The following is a 22473-nucleotide window of genomic DNA, read 5'->3' on the forward strand; positions in this document are numbered from 1 at the left end:
CGCATGGACCTCCATACCCTGACCGACGGCGCTGCCCAGGGTGGCGCAGCGGTCGAGCCCGACGCCGCCTCGCGGCACGGCAAGCCGGCGCCGCGCGCATCCGGCCCCACGTTCCTCGAGCAGCTGGTGGCCGAGGGCCTGATGATCCCGACCGGCGTGCCCGGCCTGTATGGTCGCAACACCACCTTCGAATCGATCTGCGAAGGCATGAACAACGTCATGACGCGGCTGGGGCAGGGCCTCGGCGCGGAAACGCTGCACTTCCCGCCGGCCATGGGCCAGGCGGATTTCGAGACCAGCGGCTACTTGAAGAGCTTTCCGCAGCTGGCGGGCACCGTCCACAGCTTCTGCGGCGACGACAAGGGCCACCGCCGCCTGCTGGCGCGCCTGGAAGCCAAGGACGACTGGACCGATCAGCAGCAGCCGACCGGCGTGGTGCTGACCCCGGCCGCGTGCTATCCGGTCTATCCCGTGATCGCGCGGCGCGGCCCGCTGCCCGAGGGCGGCAAGGTGGTCGACGTGATGTCGTACTGCTTCCGCCATGAGTCCTCGCTCGAGCCGACCCGCATGCAGCTGTTTCGCCAGCGCGAGTATGTCTGCCTGGGGACGCCGCAGCGCATCGCCGCGTTCCGCGAGCAGTGGCTCGAGCGCGTGCCGGAGCTGGGCACGGCGCTGCAGCTGCCGGTGGAGATCGACGTCGCCAATGATCCGTTCTTCGGGCGCGGCGGCAAGCTCGTCGCCGAAAGCCAGCGCGAGCTCAGGCTCAAGTTCGAGCTGCTGATTCCCATCAACGACGGCGCGCCGCCCACGGCGTGCATGAGCTTCAACTACCACATGGACCACTTCGGCCACATGTGGGACCTGCGCAGCGCGGACGGCGCCACTGCGCACACGGGCTGCGTCGGCATCGGCATCGAGCGCATGGCGCTGGCGCTGCTGCGCCACCACGGGCTGGATCCGGCAGGCTGGCCCCAAACCGTCCGCGACACGCTGTGGGGGGGGTAAATGTACGGCGACGGCAGGGCCAGGGTTCGCGCAGGCCGCTCCACCTGGCATGGCGGCAATCCGGTCTGGTCCCACGCGAACCAGCAGATCGACCTGTGGGTCGAGCTGCTGCAGGGCTGGGATCTCGAGCCCATTGCCGCACTGCCGTTCACCGTGGCGCAGGACTTCGAGGGCGACCAGTTCACGTTCTCGGCATTCCCTGCCAACGACCTCGAACGCCTGTACGGCATTGTCACGCACGAGCTGTCGATGTACGACCGGCTCGAGGCGCATGTGGCCACCCAGACCGCGCGCGGCAACGTGGTGCTGCTGGAAGTCGACAGCTACCAGCTGCCGCAGCCGGCCGGCACCTATCGCCGCCAGCATATGCGCTCGTGCATCGGCATTGATGTGCTGGTGCCCGAGGCGGCTGCGGTCGGCTACTTCCATGGCGATGGCTACCACACCGCCAGCGGCGAGGACTATGCCGCCATCTTCCGTCCGGCGACGGTGGGCTACGGCGAGGTGGCGGCGTTTCCGCATGCCTCGGTGGCGCGGCGGCGCTTTGCCGCGCTGACCGATGCCGCGCTGATGCGGACCTCGCTGGAGCTGCTGCGCCATCACCTGTCGCGCCGTCCGCAGCACAACCCGATCAGCGTATTCCGCATGGCGTTCCCGGGCCATCTCGAACACCTGATGGCGCGCGGCGAGCCCAACTTCCAAGTCTACGCGGCGAGCGTGCTGCGCCAGCTCGGTGTCAATTTCGAGCTGCTCGGCCGCTACCTGCGCTGGCTGGTGCTGCACGGGCACTCGCTGCCCGATTGCATCGGCGAGGCCTGCTACACCATGGCCTCCGAAGCCATGGTGATGCAGTTCCGGCTGATGCGCGCGGTGATCAGCCGCAAGTCCGATCCCTGCCAGGACTGCCTGGACCAGCTCGAGCAGGCCTACCAGGGCACGGTGCCGGCCCTGGCCTCGCATTTCGGCGCGAGCGTGGCATGAGCGCGCGCGACCCGGCGGCACTGGTGCCAGGCCAGTCCGCGGGAGTGACCAACGCCACCACCGCCGCTGCCCCTGTAGCCTCGGCCGCGACCGACCCGACGCCCGGCGTGGCCGTGGGCCCGTGCGCCCTGGGCGGCGAATGGCGCTGGCTGGAAACGCTGGCGGGCGCGGCGCAAACGCCGGCAGAGCTGGCGCCCGATGCGGCTTGGCTGCCCGCGCCCGTCCCCGGCACCGTGGCCGCGGCGATGCGTGCGGCGGGCCGCTGGGACGACGCTGCGCCGCCCCCGCTGCACCGGCATGACTACTGGTACTGCGTGCGCTTTGCCGGCAGCGGCGCGCGCACGCTGCGCTGCAACGGCCTGGCGACGCTGGCCCAGGTGTGGCTCAACGGGGTGCTGGTGCTGACCACGCGCCATATGTTCGCCGCCCACCAGGTGGCGGTGCAGCTGGCCGGCGAGAACACCCTGCACCTGTGCTTCCGCGCGTTGCATCCGTGGCTGCGCGCGCAGCGCGGCCAGGTCCGCTGGAAGCCGCGCATGATCGTGCCGCCTACGCTGCGCGCGGTCCGCACCACGCTGCTGGGCCATATGCCGGGCTGGTGTCCGCCGGTCCACGCGGTCGGCCCGTGGCGCAGTATTGAATTGCTCGATCCGGCCAGCGCCGATCCGTTGCACGGCGTGCGCGCCGAGGCCAGCACGCGGCTGGACGGCAGCGACGGCATCATCGCGCTGGCGCTGCATTTCCCGGGGCCCGCGCCGGCGCAGGCGTGCTGGCTTGCAGCGCACGGCGACAGTGAGATCCGGGGCAGCCTGGCGCGCACCTCCACCCATGTGCTGGCCGGCACGCTGCGCGTGCCCCAGGCCCGCCTGTGGTGGCCGCATACGCATGGCGAGCCAGCCCTGTACCGGGTCGAGGCCCGCATCGGCACGCAGGCCCTGCATTGCGCGCAGGTGGGCTTCCGCACCGTGGAGGAAGACCGCGACGGTGAGCCCGGCGCCTTTGCCCTGCGCGTCAACGGCGAGCGCATCTTCTGCCGCGGCGCCTGCCTCTCCAGCCATGACCTGCCCGGGCTGGCCGACAGCGACGAGGCCGTGGGGCGCTGGCTGCGGCTGGCGCGCGACGCGGGCATGAACATGGTGCGGGTCAGCGGCGTCACCTGCTACCCCGGCGAGGCCTTCTACCGCGGCTGCGACGCGCTCGGCCTGCTGGTGTGGCAGGACTTCATGTTCGCCAATTTCGACTACGGCGCGGACGCGCAAGCGTCGCGCGGCCTGATGGACGATGCCGCGCGCGAAGTCGGCCAGTGGCTGCGGTCGACGCGCGCGCATCCGGCCATCGCGGTGCTGTGCGGCGGCAGCGAAGCCGAGCAGCAGGCGGCCATGCTGGGCACGCCGCGCGGCGACTGGCGCCAGCCGCTGTTCGACGCACTGATTCCCGGCCTGGTGGCCGCGCACCGTGCCGACGTGGTCTACGTGCGCAACTCGCCCAGCGAAGGCGCGTGGCCGTTCCAGCCCGACACCGGCGTCACGCATTACTACGGCGTGGGCGCCTACCAGCGCCCGCTGGCGGATGCGCGGCTGGCCCGCGTGCGCTTTGCTTCCGAATGCCTGGCCTTTGCCAACGTGCCGTGCGCGCGCACGCTGCGGGAACACAGCCTGACCCAGCCGCTGCACGATCCGCGCTGGAAGGCGCGGGTGCCGCGCGATGCCGGCGCGGCGTGGGACTTCGAGGATATTCGCGACTTCTACCTGCGCGAGCTGTACCAGGTCGATCCGCCGCGCCTGCGCTATGAGCGGCCGGCGCGCTACCTGGCGCTGTCGCGCGCGGTGGTGGCCGAGGTCATGACCGAGGTCTTCAGCGAGTGGCGCCGCGTGGGCTCGAGCTGCTCCGGCGGACTGGTGTGGCTGTTGCAGGACCTGCTGCCCGGTGCCGGCTGGGGCATTATCGACGCGTGCGGGCGCCCCAAGTCGCCCTGGCATGCCTTGCGCGCGGTGTGGCAGCCGCTGCAGGTGCTGCTGACCGACGAGGGCCTGAACGGCCTGCACGTGCATGTCATCAATGAAACCGCGCAGCCGCGCACGGTGCTGCTGACGCTGCGCTGCCTGCGCGACGGCGAGACGGTGGCGGCGCAGGCGCAGCAGGTGGTGAGGCTGCATCCGCGCGAGTCGTGCCGGATCGCCGCGGCGGCGATGCTCGACCAGTTCTTCGACTTCACCTACGCCTACCGCTTCGGGCCGCCGGCCCACGACGTGGTGCTGGCCACGCTGCATGCCGATGACGACAGCGCCGGCACGCCGCTGAGCCAGGCGGTCTACCTGCCTGACCGCAGCGCCGCCGCACTGGCGGCGCCCGAGCTGCATGGCAGCGTCGAAGGCGTACAGGGCCAGTGGTGGCTGCACGTCGGTACGCGCCGCTTCGCGCGCTGGGTGCATATCGAGGATCACGTCTTCCTGCCGGAGCAGGACTGGTTCCACCTGGGCCCCGGTGAAACGCGGCGCATCCGCCTGATGCATGAGGGCGGCCCGGCCGCCGCGGCCGGCGCCATCCCTTCGGGCGAGATCTACGCCATCAACGCCGACCGGCCCGCCAGTTACGACGCGCCGGGCGCATAGGGCATACAGGCGGCGCATAGGCGGCGCACAGGCCTCACCAGGCCCCACCGCGGGCCGCATCCTCCCTTGTCATGCCTTGCCTGGCAGCCTGTCGGTGCCGGCCCGCCGCCGCCCCGGTGCCGGCCCGACGCCGGCATCGCGGCACCCCGGCACTTGCATTCGCCGCCAGCCGCAGGCGCCGCGCCGGCCTGCTACCAACCAACCAAAGGATGAACGAGTACCAACCGTCTGCCTACTGTCGCTTCAGTGCGCCATAGCACTTAATACAGTCAAACGACGAGGCAGGCACACAGCGCACCGCGGGGCTTGCGCGTCGGGACGGAAAGCGGATCGCAGCCGTCATCGGTCAGTCATACGCGGTGTCAACAAGTCGGTAAGCATCAGTCACGGGTGGAGCGGTACAGCCGGGCTTTGCACCACGCAGCCAGCGCGCGAGCGGCGGCCCAGTGCCGGTCCCGGGTCAACGGGGAGAATCAGCATGATCACGCAACGGTCGGACCTGCATGTCAATCATCTGCTCAATGCCCTGCCGCGGCAGGAATGGGAAACGCTGTCGCGCCACTTTGAACTGGTGCGGCTGCGTGCCGGCGAACTGCTGACCGACACCAGCCAGCGCATCGTGCATGTGTATTTCCCGACCACGTCGGTGGTGTCGCTGCTGTCGCTGCTCGAGGACGGTGCCACGGTCGAGTTCGCCGCGGTCGGCAATGAAGGCCTGGTCGGCATTCCGGTGGTGACGGGCGGCGACACCATGCCCAGCCGCGTCGAAGTGCGCAGCCCGGGCTTCGCCTACCGCATTCCCGCGCGCGCGCTGCGCGCCGAGCTGTCCTACCTGCCGACCCTGCAGCGCGTCACGCTGCTGTATGTGCAGGCGGTGCTGACGCAGATCGCGCAGACCGCGGCATGCAACCGCCACCACTCGCTGAACAAGCAACTGTGCCGCTGGCTGCTGCTCGCGCGCGACCGCATGAACTCCAACGAGCTGGTCATCACCCAGCAGGTCATCGCCAACATGCTCGGCGTGCGCCGCGAAGGCGTCACCGAAGCGGCGGGCAAGCTGGAAAACCTCGGGCTGATTCACCACAGCCGCGGCCATATCACCATCCTCGATCATTGCGGGCTCGAGAAGCATTCCTGCGAATGCTACAAGCTGGTCAAGCGCGAATACGACCGCCTGCTGCCCGCGCTGGCCCACGCCTGAAGCGCCACGGGCGCGCGGCACGGCAGCAGCCGTGCGCCCGCGGTGCCGGCGGCGCTTGCCGTTGGCGTCAGGTGCGGGCCGGCTGTGCGGGATCGGCGGCGCCGAACGACGACAGCAGGCCGGCGATGACCGTTTCATAAGCGCTCTCCATGGTATCCAGGCACTCGCTGCAGCGGTCCGGACGGCCGCGCGCCATGGCCCGGGCCAGGCGGAACTGCAGCACCTTGCCTTCCGCGGCGATGCCGTTGGCCGCCCGAGCGACGCGCGCAGGCACATCGTAACCATGCTCGCCGAACCAAGCGAGGCAGTGATGCAGCATCTCGAAGTTCGCCCCCAGCTGGCGCGGCAGGTTGAAGCCATAGTGATGGAAGTAGGCATCGCCGCGCGCCAGGATCACCGCGACGTGCTGGTCGAAGTCGGCGCGCCAGCGCGCCACCGGGTTCAGCGCGGGGCGCCGGCCCAGGTGGTGGCGCATCAGCGCCGCGGCGGCGTCGGCCGCGGCCGCGTCCTGCAGCGGCGCACGCACGCGCTTGGCGCACTCGGCGTACGGAAACAGGATGTTGCCGTCGCGCAGCCCCGGCGTCAGGCGCAGCAGGCCGCGGTAGTCGTCGTCGGCGGCGGTGTGGTAGCCGAGGCTGTGGTAGTAGCACAGCCGCTGCGCCGCGGGGTCGATCCGGTCGATGGCGACGGTGGTCTTCACGTGCGCCTGGCGGTAGGCGGTGGCACGCGTGTCGGGCAGGTAGTAGCTGTCCATCTCGACCAGCACGGTATGGCCGCGCCCGACCTGTTCGACCAGGTGGGCCTCCAGCGTGTCATAGACCGCCATCTCCTGCACCACCGTGCCATACAACAGCTCGATGTCCGCCGGCGGGTACTTGAAGAAGGTGAAATGGTCGCCCTCGTAGTCCTGCGCCACGGTGAACGCCAGCGCCGCGCGCGGGTCGAGCCCCCAGCCATACAGCAGCTCGATCCAGAGGTCCATGTAGCAATTGCTCTCCTGCCAGACCGAGGCTTCATCGTGCAGCCAGCGCCGCACCGGCCGGGCCACGTGGCACGGCAGCTGGCGCGTGTAGTGATAGCCGCCGCGGCCGGTGGCCGTGGTTGCCGTGCTCGTTGTCATTGGCGAGATCGTTGCCGTGGTTGCCACCGCCCGCTCCATGTCGTTCCTCCCCCGTGCGCGCATGCCGCCGGGCCGCGATGGCAGGCGCTGCGCCCGCACGGCCCACTGTATTGCAACGCCGCCGGCCGTGGCTATCGGTGCGTTCTCCAACAGAGCGCGCGCGATCGCAGGCCACAGCGGCACGCGTGCGCGCGGCCTGCCGCGGCGGCGCAAGTAGCGTGTGCGGAATCGAACAGATTGCGCCAGGACGCCTGCCTAGACTGGCTGGCATCCCCGTCATGGCGGTCAGGGACCGCTGCCGGGCGTACCCGTTTCTGCGGGACCGTCGCGGCGGTCAGGCAGGGCCGGGCGCAAGGCGCGGGACGCTTGGAACAGCCGACAAGCCAGGAGGCATGATGCGAATTCGGACCCGGGAAGAAAACCAGACGCCGCCGCCGGTCAACGGCGAAATCCATGCAGCGCTGCAGGGGCTGGGCGACAGGGCGGCGCATTGCGCCGCGTTGCCGGTGGTGCAGCCCGTGATCCTCGCCGGCGGCGCCGGTACGCGCCTGTGGCCGCTGTCGCGCGAGCAGTTCCCCAAGCAGCTGCTGAACCTGATTGCCGAAGACACGCTGCTGGAAGCCACGGCCAACCGCGTCGCCGGCGTGGCTGCGCTGGCGGGCCGCGCCGACGGCATGGAGGCGGCGCAGATCGTGGTCTGCGGTGAAGAGCACCGCTTCATGATCACCGACATGATGAAGCGCGCCGGCAAGCCGGCGCGCGTGCTGTCCGAGCCGTGCGGGCGCAATACCGCGCCGGCGCTGACGGTGGCCGCGCTGCATGCGCTGGCGGCGGCGGGCGAGGGTGCCGATGCGGTGCTGGTGGTGACGCCGGCCGACCACAGCGTGGCCGACGTCGCGTCCTTCCGCGAGGCCATCGCCACGGCGATCCAGCATGCGGACCACGGTGCCATCGTCACGCTGGGCGTGAAGCCGGTGGCGCCGGAAACCGGCTTCGGCTACATCCGCGCCGCCGGCAGCGCCGACCACGGCGCCTTCATGCTGGACCGCTTCGTCGAGAAGCCGCACCTGGAGCTGGCCAAGCACTATGTCGAGTCCGGCGAGTTCTGGTGGAACAGCGGCATCTTCGTGGTGCGCGCCTCGGTGTGGCTGCGCGCGGTGGCCGAGCTCCAGCCCGAGATGGCGCGCCAATGCCGCGCCGCCTATGCGGCGAGCGAACACGCCGCCTGCGCCGGCGAGGTGCTGTGCCTGGGCAAGGAAGCGTTCAACGCCTGCCCGTCCGATTCGATCGACTACGCCGTGATGGAGAAGCTCGAGACCCTGCCGGATGTGGCCGGCATGCTGGTGCCGCTGGATGCGGGCTGGTCCGACGTGGGCTCGTGGGCGGCGATCTGGGATATCGCGCCCAAGGACGCCAGCGGCAATGCCGGCCGCGGCCGCGTGCTGTTCGACGGCGCCAGTTCGTGCCTGGCCCATTCCGAAGGCCGCCTGATCGCGTGCGTCGGCGTGCAGGACGTGGTGGTGGTGGAAACCGCCGACGCGGTGCTGGTGGTGGACAAGGCCCACGTGCAGGACGTGAAGAACATCGTCCAGCGCATCCGCTCCGAGCATGGCAATGAAGTGGTGAACCATCGCAAGGTGCGCCGGCCGTGGGGCTGCTACGACTCGATCGATCGCGGCGACCGCTTCCAGGTCAAGCGCATCGTGGTCGAGCCCGGCGCCAGCCTGTCGCTGCAGATGCACTACCACCGCGCCGAGCACTGGGTGGTGGTGCGCGGCACCGCGCGCGTGACCTGCGGCGACAACATCAGCATTCTTTCGGAAAACCAGTCGACCTATATCCCCATCGGCACCCTGCACCGGCTCGAGAACCCGGGCAAGACTCCGCTAGAGATCATCGAGGTGCAGTCGGGCGCCTACCTGGGCGAGGACGACATCGTGAGGTTCGAAGACAACTACGGGCGCAAATAAGGGGTCGGCGGCCAGTGCATGCGCCCGGGCGCCGGCAGGCGCGCGGGCACGCACCGGTGGCTGCGAGATTGGCGTGAGGCAGCGTGTGGCGGGAGAGAAGTCGTGAGCAGAATGTCATTTGCCGGAGCCGTACCGGTACCCGACCAGGTGTCGCCACGCAGCGGCGCGAACGCGCGCATGCTGCTGGACCACGCGGGCTGGATCGTCGCCGCCGGGCTGACCGGCGCGGCCATTGGCTGGATGGCCTGGCTGTCCACCCCCGACATGTATCGCGCCAAGTCGCTGGTGCAACTGCAGACCCGCGACGCCGCCGGCCGCATGGCCCAGCCGCAGCTCGACCTGGGCATGCTGAAGAGCCGTGCCGTGGTCGGCCCGGTGGTCGAGCGCCTGCACCTGGACATCGAGATCCGGCCGCTGCGCGCGCCGCTGTTGGGCAGCCTGGTCAACCACTTCGCCGAGCCCGGCAAGCTGCGCGGGCCGTGGCCGGCGGAGCTGGGCTATGCGTGGGGCGGCGAGCGGGTGGCGGTGGAGCGCCTGAACGTGCCGGCACGCCTGCTCAACGTGCCGCTGACGCTGGAGGTCCTCCCCGACAACGGCTTCCGGCTGAGCGGGCCGGAGGCGCAGCTCGAGGGCCGCGCGGGCCAGGTTGCCGAGGCCGGTGGCATCTCGATGCTGGTGGGACGGATCGAGGCGCGCCCGGGCACGCGTTTCCTGGTCACGCGGCGCGACCTGACGCTGACCGTCGATGGCGTCGCGCGGGAACTGCGCGTCGACAGCGAATCGAGCGACGCCACCACGCTGCGCATCAGCTGGCAGAACCGCGACCCCGCCACCGCGGCGGCGCTGGTCAACGGCATCGCCGATTCCTATATCAAGGGCCAGGCCGACCAGCGCCAGGACGACACCGCCGCGACGCTGGCCTTCCTGTCGGGCGAACTGCCGCGCGTGAAGGCCGAGCTCGAACGCGCCGAGAGCGCGCTGACGCGCTACCGCTCGCGCTCGGGCTCGCTGGCGCCGAGCCAGGACGTGCAGTCCTACCTGAACGGCAGCATGGAATACCAGCGCCAGATCGCGCTGCTGCGCCTGGAGCGCACCAAGCTGCTGCAGCGCTTCACCACCGAAGCCAACGAGGTCCGCACCGTCGACAGCCAGATCCTGCAGCTCACGCGCGAGCGCCAGGAGATGGACGCGCGCATGCAGAACCTGTCGGCGTCCGAGCGTGAATCCGTGGCGCTGACGCGCGACGTCAAGGTGGCTGAGGACATGTACATGACGCTGCGCAACAAGGTCGAGCAGCTGTCGCTGGCGCAGCTCGACCGCACCGGGCAGGTGCGCATAGTCGACAACGCGCTCACGCCCACCGTGCCGGTCGGCATGGGGCCGTGGACGCCGGCCGCGGGCGGCGGCGTGCTGGGCATGCTGCTGGCGGCCGGGGCGCTGACGCTGCGCCAGCGCGTGCGGCCCACCGTGGCCACCGCCAATGACGCCGAGGACAAGCTCGGCATCACCATGCTGGGCGACATTGCCTTCAGCCGCGAACAGGCCGCGCTCGAGCGCATGGTCTCGGCCAAGGCCCTGCTGGGCGTGGCCGCGGGCTATGCCGCGCCGCCGTCGGCGCGCCTGGAGCGGCCGCGGCCGTCGAGCGCGGTGATCGACGTGGCCGCGCTGGAGGATGACAGCGCCGAGCGCATGCTGCGGCTGGGCCTGCACGACCAGTTCCTGCTGGCGCGCAACGCGCCGCACTCGCTGGCGGTGGAAGGGCTGCGCAATGTCCGCGCCGCGGTGCATTTCGCACTGCGCAGCGCGCCGGACCATGTCATCGCCGTCACCAGCCCGGCACCCGGCGCGGGCAAGACCTTTGCGTCGGTGAACCTGGCGGTGCTGTTCGCCGAAGCCGGCCAGCGCGTGCTGCTGATCGACGCCGACCTGCGCCGCGGCCGCGTCGCCAGCTGGTTCGACCAGCCCGCCGAATCCGGCCTGGCCGAACTGCTGACCGGGCGCGTGCCGCTGTCCGCCGCGGTGCGGCCCACGGTGGTCAACGGCCTGTCGATCCTGCCGGCGGGTTTGCCGCCGCCGAATCCTTCCGAACTGCTGATGCGCCCGGGCATGGCCGAAGCGCTGCGCCAGTGCGCGGCCCGCTTCGACCTGGTGCTGATCGACACGCCGCCGGTGCTGGCGGTGGCCGACGCCAGCCTGGTCGCGAACCTCGCTGGTTCGACGCTGGTGGTGCTGCGTGCCGACGCTACCCTGCCCGGCCAGGTCGATGAGACGCTCAAGCGCCTGCAACGGGCCGATGCGCGCCTGCTGGGCGGCATCCTCAACTGTGTGATCGCCAAGCGCAGCAACCGCGCCGAGTTCCATAGCGTCAATCCTTACCTAGGCATGCCGGCGACGGCCCCGATCTCGCGCCGGATCGGGCACGCGCTGCACCGCGAAGAGAAAAAAGAATAGGGGGCGCGGAAGCGGGCGAGCGCTCCCTGCGTACCCGTTCCTGCGTGCCAATGCGGGTGTGGCTCCCCCGGCTCGGCGGCTGGCCATCCGCTCGCCAGGAGGCGACATGAGGCGGCTTATGTTTGAAGGCTGTGCCGGCTGGCTGCACGAGGCACAAGGAACCACCGGGGTAGTCCTGTGCGCGCCGCTGGGCCATGAGGCCATGTGGTCGCACCGGGCATGGCGGCATCTCGCCGACGATCTCGCCGCGGCCGGCATGCCGGTGCTGCGCTTCGACTATCCGTGCACCGGCGACTCGGCCGGGGCCTGCGACGCGGCGCATTTCTTGGGGCGCGCCGCCTCCAGCATCGTCGCCGCTGCCGCGCAGTTGCGCGCGCTGACCGGGGTGGAGCGCATCGTGTTGTGCGGGCTGCGCGCCGGCGCAAGCCTCGCGGTACAGGCCGCCGAGGCGATGCATTCGCATCCCGCCTGGCAGGGCGGCGTGGCCGGGCTGGTGCTGCTTGCGCCCGTGGTCAATGGCCGCGCCTACCTGCGCGAGCTGCGCGCGCTGCATCTGAACTGGCTGAACAGCGTCGGGCCGACCGAGACCCCGGCAGCGGCGCCGGCCGATGCGCTCGATGTGCTGGCCTTCCGCTTTACTGCCGACACCGTGCGCGAACTCGAGGCGCTGCGGCTGGACCGCGGCACGGGCTGTCCCGCGCCGCGCGTGCTGCTGCTCGACCCCTGGCCCGGCGCCACCTCGGCCACCGGCGCGCTGGCGCAGCACTACGCGCAGGGCGGCGTGCAGGTCGAAGTGGCCGCCTTCCCCGAATACTCCGGCATGATGCAATCGGCCGAGTTCGCCGGGGTGCCGGCACAGGCCTGGCGGCAACTGGTGCAGTGGCTGGCGCGGATGCCGGCCGCGCTGCCGGCGGCACGCTGGTCCATGCACGGCGCGTTGCACGCGGCGTCGCTGTGCGTGGCCGTCGATGGCGTGGTCGAAGAGTCGGTCTGGCTCGACGCGCGGCGCCAGTTCGGCATCCTGTGCCTGCCGCGCGACGCGGCGCCCGCGCCGGTCGCGGTGATCTTCCCGAATACCGGCGGCAACCACCATGTCGGCGATGGCCGCATGTTCGTCACGCTGTCGCGCCGGCTGGCAAGGCTGGGCGTGGTGTCGCTGCGGCTGGACGTGTCCGCGCTGGGCGACAGCCCGTGCACGCCCCGCACCATGAGCATTCCCGCGATCTACTCGCCCGGGCCGCGCGCGGACGTGAGCGCCGCGGTCGACTGGATGCGCGCGCGCGGGTTCCGCGGCATCGTGCTGGCCGGGGTGTGCTCGGGCGCCTTCCTCAGCCTGCACGCGGCGCTGGCCAATCCGGGCGTGAACGGCCTGGTGCTGGCCAATCTGGTGAAATTCCGCTGGGACCGCGCCGACGACCGCAGCGCAGGCAAGGGCGCGCGCTCATGGCAGGGCTGGCTCTCGGCCGCGCGCCGTAGCGGCAACTGGCAACGGGTGTTGCACGGAGAGGTGCGGATCGGCCCGCTCGCCGCGGCCATGGCGCGCCATGCGTACCGGCACGCCACCGAGCGCGCCGCGTTCCGCTTGACGCGGCTGCGCGGTGGCGAAGATCTGGCATCAGCCACCGCTTACGCGCGGGCAGCGATGCGGAGCCTGAATGAGCGTGGGATCCGGACTGACATGCTGTATGGGTCGGAGGACATGGGCCTCGATGAGGCCCAGCTGCGGTTTGGCAGAGATCTGGAAGCGCTGGCGGCGTTCACGCATATCACTGTGCATCGGCACGGGTGCATGGATCATGCGTTGTTTCTGGCAGAGGGGAGGCAGATTTTCTGTGACCAGGTGGTCAAGCATGTCGTGGCGACACTGGATGCGATGGAGGCGGTGGGGGATGGGTTGCCGCAGGCGGCTAAGGTTTGTTGAGGGTTCGGGCGGATTGGCGGATGGGGCTGTTGGGCTATTGCCATGCGGTCGCGTGTCGGCGGTAGATTTGGTGTTGGGCCCTTTGGGTGGGCGCTGTTGTTGACATGCTGTCGGCGTTTGAACCGCCTGGTTCCGCCCTCCTGGGCGGGCCACTTTTTGGCCGAGCCAAAAAGTAACCAAAAAGCGCGTTTACTGCCCTGCGGGCGGCATGTCTTATCGTAGTGTGCCCGGGCTTTTGTACGGGGCTGGGCTTCCACACAGAGCGGGACAGCCTGCCGCAGGGGGCACCACGGTGGCAGGCGCGTTGGAGTGGTGGTTGAACGAGCCCAGAGCGGTCGGTGGCCGCCTGCTGCGGGCCTTGTCGGAGGAACGCCTACGGCTGCTGCGCCGGCAGTATCGCGGGGCGTAGGCGCTGGCACGGTACGCGTCGCTGCGCCCGCTTGGCGCTCGAACGCGCCCAATGCCGCCGGTTTTCTCCCCTCTCCCGCTCGCTGTATGGACCGGGGACATGGGTAACACATGTGCCAGGACATGGGTAACAGTCCAGTCTCCAGTTTAATCGGCCTGCTGTAGGTCTATTGTGGCGACCTTTTGATGGCAGAAGTAGACGTCAAAGGTGCCGTCCAGATCCACGCGAGGGCGCAGCGCTACGGGCGTTCCGACCAAGGCTCGTCCGACCCGGAACGTCTTTCCTCGGAAACAGATGCGCCCACCGTCGCCTACCTTTCGCACGATGTCATCGCTGCCGTACTCGATAGGCGGGAGTTCGCGCGGCATCGTCCGTGGACTAGGCGCATAGCGGCTTGCGGGTGTCTCCATATCCAGCGCGTGGTGTGGGCGCTTGAAGTTGTACACGTGGCGCCAATGGCTGAAGTGATGCTGCGCATCGCCCAGATCCCGGAAGCGCTGGTTGGCCAACAGCTCTGCCTGCATGGTTCGATGGAAGCGCTCGTCCTTACCGTTGGTCTGCGGATGGCGAGGTCGGCTATGACTGAGCCGCACGCCCAGGCGAATCAGCCACGCGCCCAGCGTGGTTAATGCTCGGGGCACTGGAGAACCCCAGGGCGGGCCGTTGTCTGCATTGATCCGTTCGGGCAGCCCATAGCGCGCAAAAGCCTTCTCTAACGCTTCCTGTACGGATTCAAACTGTTCGTTGCCCAAGGCCCTGAGCAGCACATTGAACCGGGAGTGATCGTCCAAGACCGTGAGTGGGTGGCACCTCTGCGTGTCGGTAGCGAAGTGGCCTTTAAAGTCAATTTGCCATAGTGCATTGGGCCGGTCGTGCTCGAAGCGCTGCCAGGCTGTAGCGGCCGCGCTGGCGGCCGCATCGATCAAGCCATGGCGGCGCAGCACCCAATTGACTGTGCTCGGGGCGATTTGGACGCAGTGGTCACGCTCCAGCACGCGTGCGATCTTGCGGGCGCCCCAGGCCGAATGTTCGGCTCGTATCGCTAGCACGCTCTCTTCGACGGCAGCTGGAGTTCGGCCGGGAGAGCTATGTGGCCGCCGAGTTCGGTCGTCCAGATCCTCTCGGTTCAACCACTTGTAACCGGTCTTGCGACTGATGCAGAAGCGGCGGCAAAGCTCCGCAATATTGGCGTCCGCCTGGCGTGCCAGGCGGACGAACTCTTCTCTTTGCTGCTTCACGGTGGTTTGGCTCCAGGGCAACGTTTTCCTCCCGCTGACTAAGCGGGAAAAGTGTTACCCATGTCCTGGCACACCTGTTACCTATGTCCCCGGTCCATACAGCCTGCGGGAGAGGGGCGGGGATGAGGGCGGAGCCTCAACGAAGTCGGGGCTCCGACAGCGAAAAAACAGGGGCCTGGCGGGCCCGTCAGCGCCCAGCGAGCGCAGCGACGCGTACCGTGCCAGAGCCCACGCTCCGCGCTAGGACTGGCGCGCAGCGCAGCCGAAGGCGTTCCTGCGACAAGGCCCGCAGCAGGGACCACTCAGCGCTCCGGGCTCGTTCAAACACCATTCCAACGCCCCACCCACCGTCGCGCACCCTCGCGGCAGGCAGTCCCGCTCTGTGAGGAAGCCCAGCCCCGTACGAAAGCCCAGCGCACACTACGATAAGACATGCTGCCCCAGGGCAGTAAACGCGCTTTTTGGTTACTTTTTGGCGCTCGGCCAAAAAGTGACCCGCCCAGGAGGGCGGAACCAGGCGGTTCAAACGCCAACAGCATGTCACCAACAGCGCGCCCACCCAAAGGGCCCAACACCCCCATCCACCAAACAATCCCTAAGCCCTCTTAGAACTAGCGCCCCCATACTGATTCATATACCGATACTTCCCAAAATGATAATGCGCCCGATACCACCGCCCCTCCACCTTCAACCCATTGAAAATCACCCCCTTGATATCGCTCCCCGCTTGCACGATCGCGCGCCGCGTCGCCTTGAGTTCTGATGCGGTGCTGGCATCGGCCCGCGCCACCAGGAACACGGCGCCGGCTTTGGTCGCCAGCACGCCGGCATCCGAAGTGGCCAGCACCGGCGGGGTATCGACCAGCACCACGTCGTAGCGGTTCCTGAGCGTGGCCAGCAGCGTATCCATGCCGCGCGTCTGCAGCAGGTCGGCGGCCAGTGGCGGTTCCGAGCCGGTGGCGATGAAGTCGAGTCCCGGCACCACGTCGCGCTGCAGCACCTGCTCCAGCGGCGTGCCGGTCAGCAGTTCGGTCAGCCCCGGCACGCGCGGCTTGCCGAAATGGTGGTTGAGCCCGCCGCGACGCAGGTCGGCGTCGACCAGCACCACGCGGCGCCCGGCGGTGGCCAGCACCGTGGCGAAGTTGGCCGAGATGAATGACTTGCCCACTTCCGGCGCCGGCCCGGTGATCACCACCACGTTGTTGCTATCGCTGTTGAGCAGCGCAAACTGCAGCGAGGTGCGGAAGCTGCGCAGGCTTTCCACGGCCGGGTCGTCCGGCATGCGCCTGGCGAGCAGCTTGTCGATATCGGGTCCGCCGCGCAGGCGCGTCTGCGCGGCGCTGTAGGGCACCGTGGCGTACACCGTCATGCCGGTCTCGCGCTCGATCTCGTCCGCATCGGCGACGCCGCCATCGAACAGCCGGCGCAGCACCACCACCGCGGTGCCGGCCAGCAGGCCCAGCAGCACCGAGGCCGCGGCGATCAGCTTGCGGTTGGGCTTGACCGGGCGGATCGGCACCTCGGCCGGGTCGACCAGCCGCGCCGTGCCGATCTTGCTGGCCTTGACCAGCCTGAGCTGCTGCACGTCGTTCAGCAGTGACTGGTACATCTCGGTGCTGACCCGGACATCGCGCATCAGCCGCAGCACGTTCTGCTCGAGATCCGGCAGGCGCTGGATCTTGCCGCCGACGGCGCCGATCTCGGCGTTCACGTCGGCAATCTGCTTGTCCATGATCTCGATGGCCGGATGGTTGGGCGTAAAGCGCGCAATCAGTTCCTGGCGCCGCTGGCGCAAGTCCGCCAGCTTGGTCTGCGCGGCCACCGACTGCGACAGCACCAGCCGCGATTCTTCGTTCAGGTCGATGGTGCCGCGCTGGTTGCGCATGTTGTTGTAGCGCGACTCGGCGCCTTCCAGCTGCTGCTTGAGCTGCGGCAGCTGCGCTTCCAGGAAGGCCAGCGACTTCTCGGCCTCGGCGGCCTTGCGGCGCAGGTTCTGCTCGACATACTCGTTGCCGATCTCGTTCAGGATGGCGGCGGTGTTCTCGGCCGAAGTGCCCTCCAGCGCCACGCCGATCACGCCGCTCTGCTTGCCGCGCTCGGTGATCATCAGCTGGCTCTGCAGGTCGGCGATGGCCACCGCGCGCGGCACGCGCGAGACATGGAACACCGCGCCGGGGCGGCCTTCGAGCTGGCTGATCTCGATGGTAACGGTGCCGCTCTGGGTCGCCACCGTCAGCGGCATGCCGACGCGGCCTTCGGCCTCGGCATCGTTGCTGGCGAAGGCCAGCCGGTACTTGCCGTTGCCCAGCGCGGTCACCGTGATCAGCCGGCGCTCCATCGCCGGCGGCACGTCCAGGCGGGATACCGCGATCGCTTCGCTGCCCCAGGCATAGCCGCCCTTGCCGAACAGGCCCGGCTGCGACAGCTCGCGGTTGAAGCCGGCCACGGCCGCGCCGATCACCGGGAAGTAGTACGGCGACGCGGACACGTCCAGCTGCAGCGCGTCGACTGCCTTGCCTACCACCATGCGCGAGCGCAGCAGCTCGATCTCGGTCGAAGGGGCGGGCCTGGCGTCGTATACCGGCGACACGGTGGCGGTGGGCTTGTTGGTGTTGTTGACGTTGCCGCTGTTCTGGTCCTCCACCTGCACCAGGATGTCGGCGCGGTAGACCGGCCTGGACAGCAACGCGAACAGCAGGCCCACGGCCATTACCGCCGCGGCGACCGCGATGAAGGTCCAGCGGTAACGGATCAGCACGTCGACATACGAAGTCAGGTCCGACGACGGCTCATCGCCTTCCGGGGCCTGGGCCTCGTAGTCACGCAGGTTCTTGATGTTGCTCATGTTGCCTCCCCGTAGCGGGTTGCCTGTGCTTCGGATTGAATCTGTGCGGTCCATGCCTGCACGCCCTCGCGGATCAGCCCCAGCACGATCAGGAACATTGCCTGCGAGCCGCCGTAGGGATCGGGAATATCCGCCTGCGCGGCCTCGCACAGGCGGAAGGTCTTGCCGCGCGCCCTCGGGAAACGCTGCTCCAGCCATTCGCGTTGCTCGCTGTCCATCACCAGCACCAGGTCCGCGCCGTCGACCATGTCGTCATCGAGTTCGCGCGCGCGATGCGCGGCCAGGTCCAGGCCGTCCTTGGCCAGCAGCCGGATCACGCGCGGATCGGCGCCGGCGCCCACCGGCGGCGCCAGCCCGGCGGAGCTGATGTGGCAGTCGGGCAAGGCCTGGCGCAGCAGGTCGGCGGCCATCGGGCTGCGGCAGCGGTTGCCCAGGCACACCACCAGAATGGAGCGGATCATCGGGGCTTCATCGGAGCTCAGGGGCGGCGCCAGCAGCATGGCTCAAGGTCGGGTAGCGAGACTGTTGACGCCCACCAGCGGGCTCACCACCAGGGTCATGACGCGGCTCCACCGCACCACTTCGCGGGCATCGACGTAGACCACGTCCTTGGGCTCGAGCTCGAAGCCTTCGGCAATCGCCAGCGCCACCGGCGAGGTGCCGTCGAGGTGGAACACCTTGGGCGAATCGGTGGTGGTCTTGCGGATCACGTAGATCTGCTCGGCATTGGCGGAGTTGGGGTTGACGCCGCCGGCATCGCCCAGCGCCTCGTTCAGCGTCATGCGCCCGTTGCGCATCAGCAGCGAGGTCGGCCGGACCACTTCGCCGGTGACGAAGACCTTGCTGTCCTCGCGCTGCTCGACGCGCACGATGTCGCCCGAGCGCAGCAGGATGCGCGACGGATCGACACCCTTGGCCAGCATCGCCGGGATGTTTACGTACCAGCTGCGTTCGCCGCGGGTTACGCGCACGCGGCTGTTGTCGCCGGTGTTGTTGAGCACGCCGCCGGCGCGGTTCAGCGCCTCGACCAGCGTCATCGGCGCATCGTCGATGGCGAGCATGCCGGGGGTTCGGACCTCGCCGTCGACATAGACGCGCTGGCTGCGGAAGCCCAGCACGCGCACCGTCATCTGCGGGTTGCGCACCACGCGCGATAGCACACGCGCCATCTCGTCGCGGACCTGGTTCGCGGTCTTGCCGGAGACCTTCATCACGCCGGCATAGGGGAACTGGATGTCGCCGTTGGGGCTGACCACATAGCCCGGCATGTTGGAGCCGCTGGTCGAGGCCGGCACCTCGAAGGCCGCGCCGATGCTGTAGGTCTGCGTCGGGAACACCAGTTCCGGGTGGTCCCACACCACCACCGAGATGATGTCGCCCGGCCCGATCACGTAGGGCTTGGGCGTGGCGAACAGTTCCTCGACGCGATCGTTGGTGGGCTTGCTCTTGGCGCGCAGCTCGCGCACCAGGTCCATGGTGATCGGGGTGATGTCCGGCTTGGCGTCAGGGCCGACGGCATCGACGTTCGCGGTGGGGCTGAAGTGCATACCCGGCGATGCGGCGCAGCCGCCCAGCAGCAGGGCGGCGCCGAGCATGGCGCACAGGCCCGTCAGGGGGCGCTGGCGCAAGCAGCGGGTGCGGTGGGTGAGGCAAGCGGTGCGGCATTGACTGGTTTCCACGACATTGCTCCTGCACATTGGGGCGCGCCCGCGCTGGGACGGCAGGCCCTGATGCTCCCAGCCTAGGGCGGCGGGTAGCGTGAATCGGTGCGCTCTCGCACACTGCCGCGGAGCCTTGGGTGGCCTGCCGCGCACTGGTCGAATGCGCCGCTGGCATGCGCTCCGGCGGCTGCTCACGGCTGCGGGCGGCGCTGGCCGATGGCGCGCGCAGGGGTGCCGCCATACACCGTCCACGCTTCGCGCAGCGGCTTGGTGACCACCGTGCGCGGCGCGATCACCGCGCCTTCGGGCAAGGTCACGCCGGGCGAGATGAACGCTTCGGCGCACACCCACACATGGCGCTCCAGCGTGATCGGCGCCGCGATCAGCTGGAAGGTCTCGCTGTTGTAGTCGTGCGACCCCGTGCACAGGTGCGAGCCTTGTGACACGATGGCGTAGTCGCCGAGCGTGATCGGACTGATGTTGTAGAGGGTCACGCCGTCGGCGACGGCGGTGTGCTCGCCCATCACCAGGTTCCACGGCGCCCAGATCCGCGCGGCGGGGTAGACCCGCGCATCGCGGCCGAGGCGGGCGCCGAACAGCCGCAGCAGCGCGGCGCGCCAGGCATGCATCGGGCGCAGGCTGGGGCGGAACAGCCACAGCCATACCCAGTTCCATAGCTGCCGGCGTACACGGTTGGACAGCGAAAACGACGGGCCGGAGGTGCGGTGGGTGTGCTGAATGATCATACGGAGCGTTCCGGGGCGGCGGGCATTGCGGCGATGCTCGCCCGAAGCCGGCCCGCGCATCGGTGCGCCGCGCCACAGAAGCCGGGCAGGAAGCCGGTTACGAAGCCGGGCACGAAGCCGGTGGAAGGGCGACCGGGCGTGCCGCGGCCGCGCCCACGCTCCATGCAGGTGCGCCAGCGCACGGAACGGCACCCCTGCGCTGGCGCATGCTGCAGGCAGGACACCGCTTGCCCAGACCTGCGTGCGCGCGGTGCGACCGGAGCCATGACGCGATGATGCATCCCTTGCAGCTGCGCGAGACCCCTGCGCCGCTGCCCAGCATCCTGATCTACAGCGCCCCCTTCCATCCGTTGGTCGGCGGCATGGAGCGGTTCGCCGAGGAGCTGGCGCGCGGGCTGGCGGAACTGGGCTACCCCGTCGAAGTGGCCACGCGCACGCCGGCCGCGCCGGGCGACGCCACCACCTTCCCGTTCACCGTGACGCGGGTCAGCGGCAAGCTGCAGCTCGCGCGCGCCATGTTGCGCCACCGCCGCGTGCTGTTCGTCGGCCTGACCTTCTACGACGTGATGCTGGCCAGCGCGCTGCGCCGGCGCATCGTGCTGACGCACCACGGCCCCTACGTGATCCATGGCCACACCCGCGGCACCTGGACCGGTGCGATCAAGCGCTGGCTGTCGCGCTTCTACGACGGCATCTGCGTCAGCCACTACCTGGCCGGCTGGCTGCCGGGCCGGCCGCTGGTGATCCACAACGGCTATCGCGACGACCTGTTCACCGCGGTGCCGCCAGCCGCCGCGCGGCCGCCGGGAAGCTTCATCTTCGTCGGGCGGCTGGTGTCCGAAAAAGGCGCGGACCTGCTGGTGCGCAGCTTCGCGCGCCTGCACGCGGGGCATCCCCAGGCGCGGCTGACCATCGTCGGCGACGGGCCCGAGCGCGAGGCTCTGGGGCGGCTGGCCGACCGGCTGGGTTGCGCGGCGTCGGTTCACTTTGCCGGCTGCCAGTGCCCCGCCGGCGTGGCGGCGATGCTCGGCCGGCATCGATGCCTGGTGGCGCCGTCGCTAGGCTACGAGTCGTTTGGCATCGTCGCGCTGGAAGGCCTGGCGGCGGGCTGCGAAGTGATCGTCAGCCGGCGCGGCGGCCTGCCCGAAGCGGTCGGCGACTTCGGCTGGGTCGTGGAGCCGGCACTCGAGCCGCTGCATGCGGCCATGGCGGCGGTGCTGGCCGGCGCGTCACGACGCGACGAAACCGGCACGCAACAGTTCCTGCGCGAGCACGAACGCAGAGTGGTGGCGCATCGCTATGCCGAGGCCATCGCGCGCTTCACCCAGCATCCCAGAGAGCCGCGCGAGCGCGTGCCGTTCAACCCCGAGCAGCGGGGTTCCGAAGCGGGCCGCTAGGCTTCGCGCCAGCGGTCTTCGTGCGCGGTCAGGCATTTGCGCAGGAAGCCGAACACGCCGGTAGCGCAATAGACGCTGACGCGGGGCAGGCCGAACGGGTCGTCGCTGGCCCGGGCCAGCCCGCGCGCGGTGATGGTGGCGTTGGCGTAGCCCGCCTCGCGCACCATCTCGCGGTGCGCGGCGTCCTGGCTGCCGTAGGGATAGCAGAAGGCGGTCACCGGCACGCCCAGCCACTGTTCCAGCTCATCCTTGGACGCGGCGATCTGCCGGCGCGCCTCGTGCGGCGCCATGCGGCGCAGGTCGACATGGTCCAGCGTATGCGAGCCGACCTCATGGCCGCCCTGGTGCCACGCGCGCATCTGCGCCACGCTCATCAGCGCCGCGGGGCGGATGCCAAGGTCCCGGTCCCAGACATTGCTGCCCGACAGCTGGCGCGAGACAAAGTAATTGGTGGCGGTGAAGCCCAGCGCATCGAGCGCGGGCATGGCGTGCTCGAACACGTTGCGGAAGCCGTCGTCGAAGGTGATGCCGAACACTTTGCCGCTGCGCTCGCCATGAAGGTACGGCATCAGGTCGCGCATGCTCAGGCCGCGATAGCCGAGCCGGTGCATCAGCCGCATCTGGCGGCGAAAACGCGCGGGCGGCACCCACAGCCCGCGCCCGGGCGAGCGGCGTGGCGGCGGCGCATCGATCTGGTGGTACATCAGGATCGGAATCGGCATGGCAGGGACCAAGGTGCGCGCCATGCGGATGGCGCCGGTGCAAGCCATTCTGGTGCGCTGCAAGGGCCGGCTCGGTGCGCTGGTCCACATTGGCCAGGCCGCGCCGGCCCTGGCCGGCGCGGGTGTGTGGCAGCGAACAGAGGCCGCGGGCGCGCTGGCTCATGCTGCGCTCACGAGGACGTATGGCCGCGCTT

At 69.6% G+C, this 22473-nt stretch carries 15 protein-coding genes; 8 read left to right on the plus strand and 7 right to left on the minus strand.

The features are described from left to right. The first annotated feature begins 3 nt into the window (after positions 1–3). From CBM2586_RS16900 to CBM2586_RS16915, 4 genes are all read left to right on the plus strand, one after another. The gene (locus CBM2586_RS16900; protein ID WP_115688809.1) at positions 4–1005 is read left to right on the plus strand and encodes an amino acid--[acyl-carrier-protein] ligase; all 1002 of its coding nucleotides are present in this window, start codon (positions 4–6) and stop codon (positions 1003–1005) included. Further along, the gene (locus CBM2586_RS16905; protein WP_115665858.1) at positions 1006–1986 is read left to right on the plus strand and encodes a DUF1839 family protein; all 981 of its coding nucleotides are present in this window, start codon (positions 1006–1008) and stop codon (positions 1984–1986) included. After that, positions 1983–4598 (plus strand): glycosyl hydrolase 2 galactose-binding domain-containing protein, encoded by a 2616-nt coding sequence (locus CBM2586_RS16910; protein WP_240987948.1) that lies wholly within the window; start codon positions 1983–1985, stop codon positions 4596–4598. Before CBM2586_RS16905 ends, CBM2586_RS16910 begins: the two co-directional genes overlap by 4 nt. Positions 4599–5076: 478 nt before the next feature. Next, entirely contained in the window at positions 5077–5799 is a 723-nt protein-coding gene (locus CBM2586_RS16915; protein ID WP_012354880.1) for a Crp/Fnr family transcriptional regulator, read from the plus strand. 67 nt (positions 5800–5866) lie between these two features. Here CBM2586_RS16915 and CBM2586_RS16920 read toward each other — a convergent pair whose 3' ends face one another. Beyond that, on the minus strand, positions 5867–6919 hold the full coding sequence (locus CBM2586_RS16920; protein ID WP_231942657.1) for a DUF1839 family protein: 1053 nt from the start codon (positions 6917–6919) through the stop codon (positions 5867–5869). 392 nt (positions 6920–7311) lie between these two features. Between CBM2586_RS16920 and CBM2586_RS16925 the strand changes: the two genes are divergently transcribed. The 3 genes from CBM2586_RS16925 to CBM2586_RS16935 all read left to right on the plus strand — a co-directional run bounded on the left by CBM2586_RS16925 (position 7312) and on the right by CBM2586_RS16935 (position 13261). Further along, positions 7312–8889: a mannose-1-phosphate guanylyltransferase/mannose-6-phosphate isomerase gene (locus CBM2586_RS16925; RefSeq protein ID WP_115688811.1), complete on the plus strand. Its 1578-nt coding sequence runs from the start codon at positions 7312–7314 to the stop codon at positions 8887–8889. Positions 8890–9000: 111 nt separating this feature from the next. Continuing rightward, positions 9001–11340: a polysaccharide biosynthesis tyrosine autokinase gene (locus CBM2586_RS16930; RefSeq protein ID WP_115688813.1), complete on the plus strand. Its 2340-nt coding sequence runs from the start codon at positions 9001–9003 to the stop codon at positions 11338–11340. A 118-nt stretch (positions 11341–11458) separates the two neighbouring features. Continuing rightward, positions 11459–13261 carry a serine aminopeptidase domain-containing protein gene (locus CBM2586_RS16935; RefSeq protein WP_240988372.1) on the plus strand — a complete coding sequence of 601 codons (1803 nt, stop codon included), beginning with the start codon at positions 11459–11461 and terminating at the stop codon, positions 13259–13261. 555 nt (positions 13262–13816) lie between these two features. On the opposite strand, the gene CBM2586_RS16940 is transcribed toward CBM2586_RS16935, so the two are convergent. The 5 genes from CBM2586_RS16940 to CBM2586_RS16960 all read right to left on the minus strand — a co-directional run bounded on the left by CBM2586_RS16940 (position 13817) and on the right by CBM2586_RS16960 (position 20160). Continuing rightward, entirely contained in the window at positions 13817–14929 is a 1113-nt protein-coding gene (locus CBM2586_RS16940) for an IS481 family transposase (protein ID WP_115688817.1), read from the minus strand. Between the two features lie 574 nt (positions 14930–15503). Then, positions 15504–17753 (minus strand): polysaccharide biosynthesis tyrosine autokinase, encoded by a 2250-nt coding sequence (locus CBM2586_RS16945; RefSeq protein ID WP_115688819.1) that lies wholly within the window; start codon positions 17751–17753, stop codon positions 15504–15506. Beyond that, on the minus strand, positions 17750–18214 hold the full coding sequence (locus CBM2586_RS16950) for a low molecular weight protein-tyrosine-phosphatase (RefSeq protein ID WP_231942656.1): 465 nt from the start codon (positions 18212–18214) through the stop codon (positions 17750–17752). Before CBM2586_RS16950 ends, CBM2586_RS16945 begins: the two co-directional genes overlap by 4 nt. Positions 18215–18256: 42 nt before the next feature. Beyond that, positions 18257–19348 (minus strand): polysaccharide biosynthesis/export family protein, encoded by a 1092-nt coding sequence (locus CBM2586_RS16955; RefSeq protein ID WP_115665851.1) that lies wholly within the window; start codon positions 19346–19348, stop codon positions 18257–18259. A gap of 257 nt (positions 19349–19605) precedes the next feature. Beyond that, complete coding sequence (locus CBM2586_RS16960; RefSeq protein WP_115665850.1) at positions 19606–20160, minus strand: putative colanic acid biosynthesis acetyltransferase; 555 nt, start codon at positions 20158–20160, stop codon at positions 19606–19608. 272 nt (positions 20161–20432) lie between these two features. On the opposite strand from CBM2586_RS16960, the gene CBM2586_RS16965 reads away from it, so the two are divergent. Continuing rightward, positions 20433–21557, plus strand: a complete 1125-nt coding sequence (locus CBM2586_RS16965; RefSeq protein WP_115688823.1) for a glycosyltransferase family 4 protein — start codon at positions 20433–20435, stop codon at positions 21555–21557. Here CBM2586_RS16965 and CBM2586_RS16970 read toward each other — a convergent pair. Continuing rightward, positions 21554–22279: a polysaccharide deacetylase family protein gene (locus CBM2586_RS16970; protein ID WP_115666527.1), complete on the minus strand. Its 726-nt coding sequence runs from the start codon at positions 22277–22279 to the stop codon at positions 21554–21556. The genes CBM2586_RS16965 and CBM2586_RS16970 overlap by 4 nt on opposite strands. Positions 22280–22473 lie beyond the last annotated feature (194 nt).

Source organism: Cupriavidus taiwanensis (assembly GCF_900250115.1).
GTDB lineage: Bacteria > Pseudomonadota > Gammaproteobacteria > Burkholderiales > Burkholderiaceae > Cupriavidus > Cupriavidus taiwanensis_B.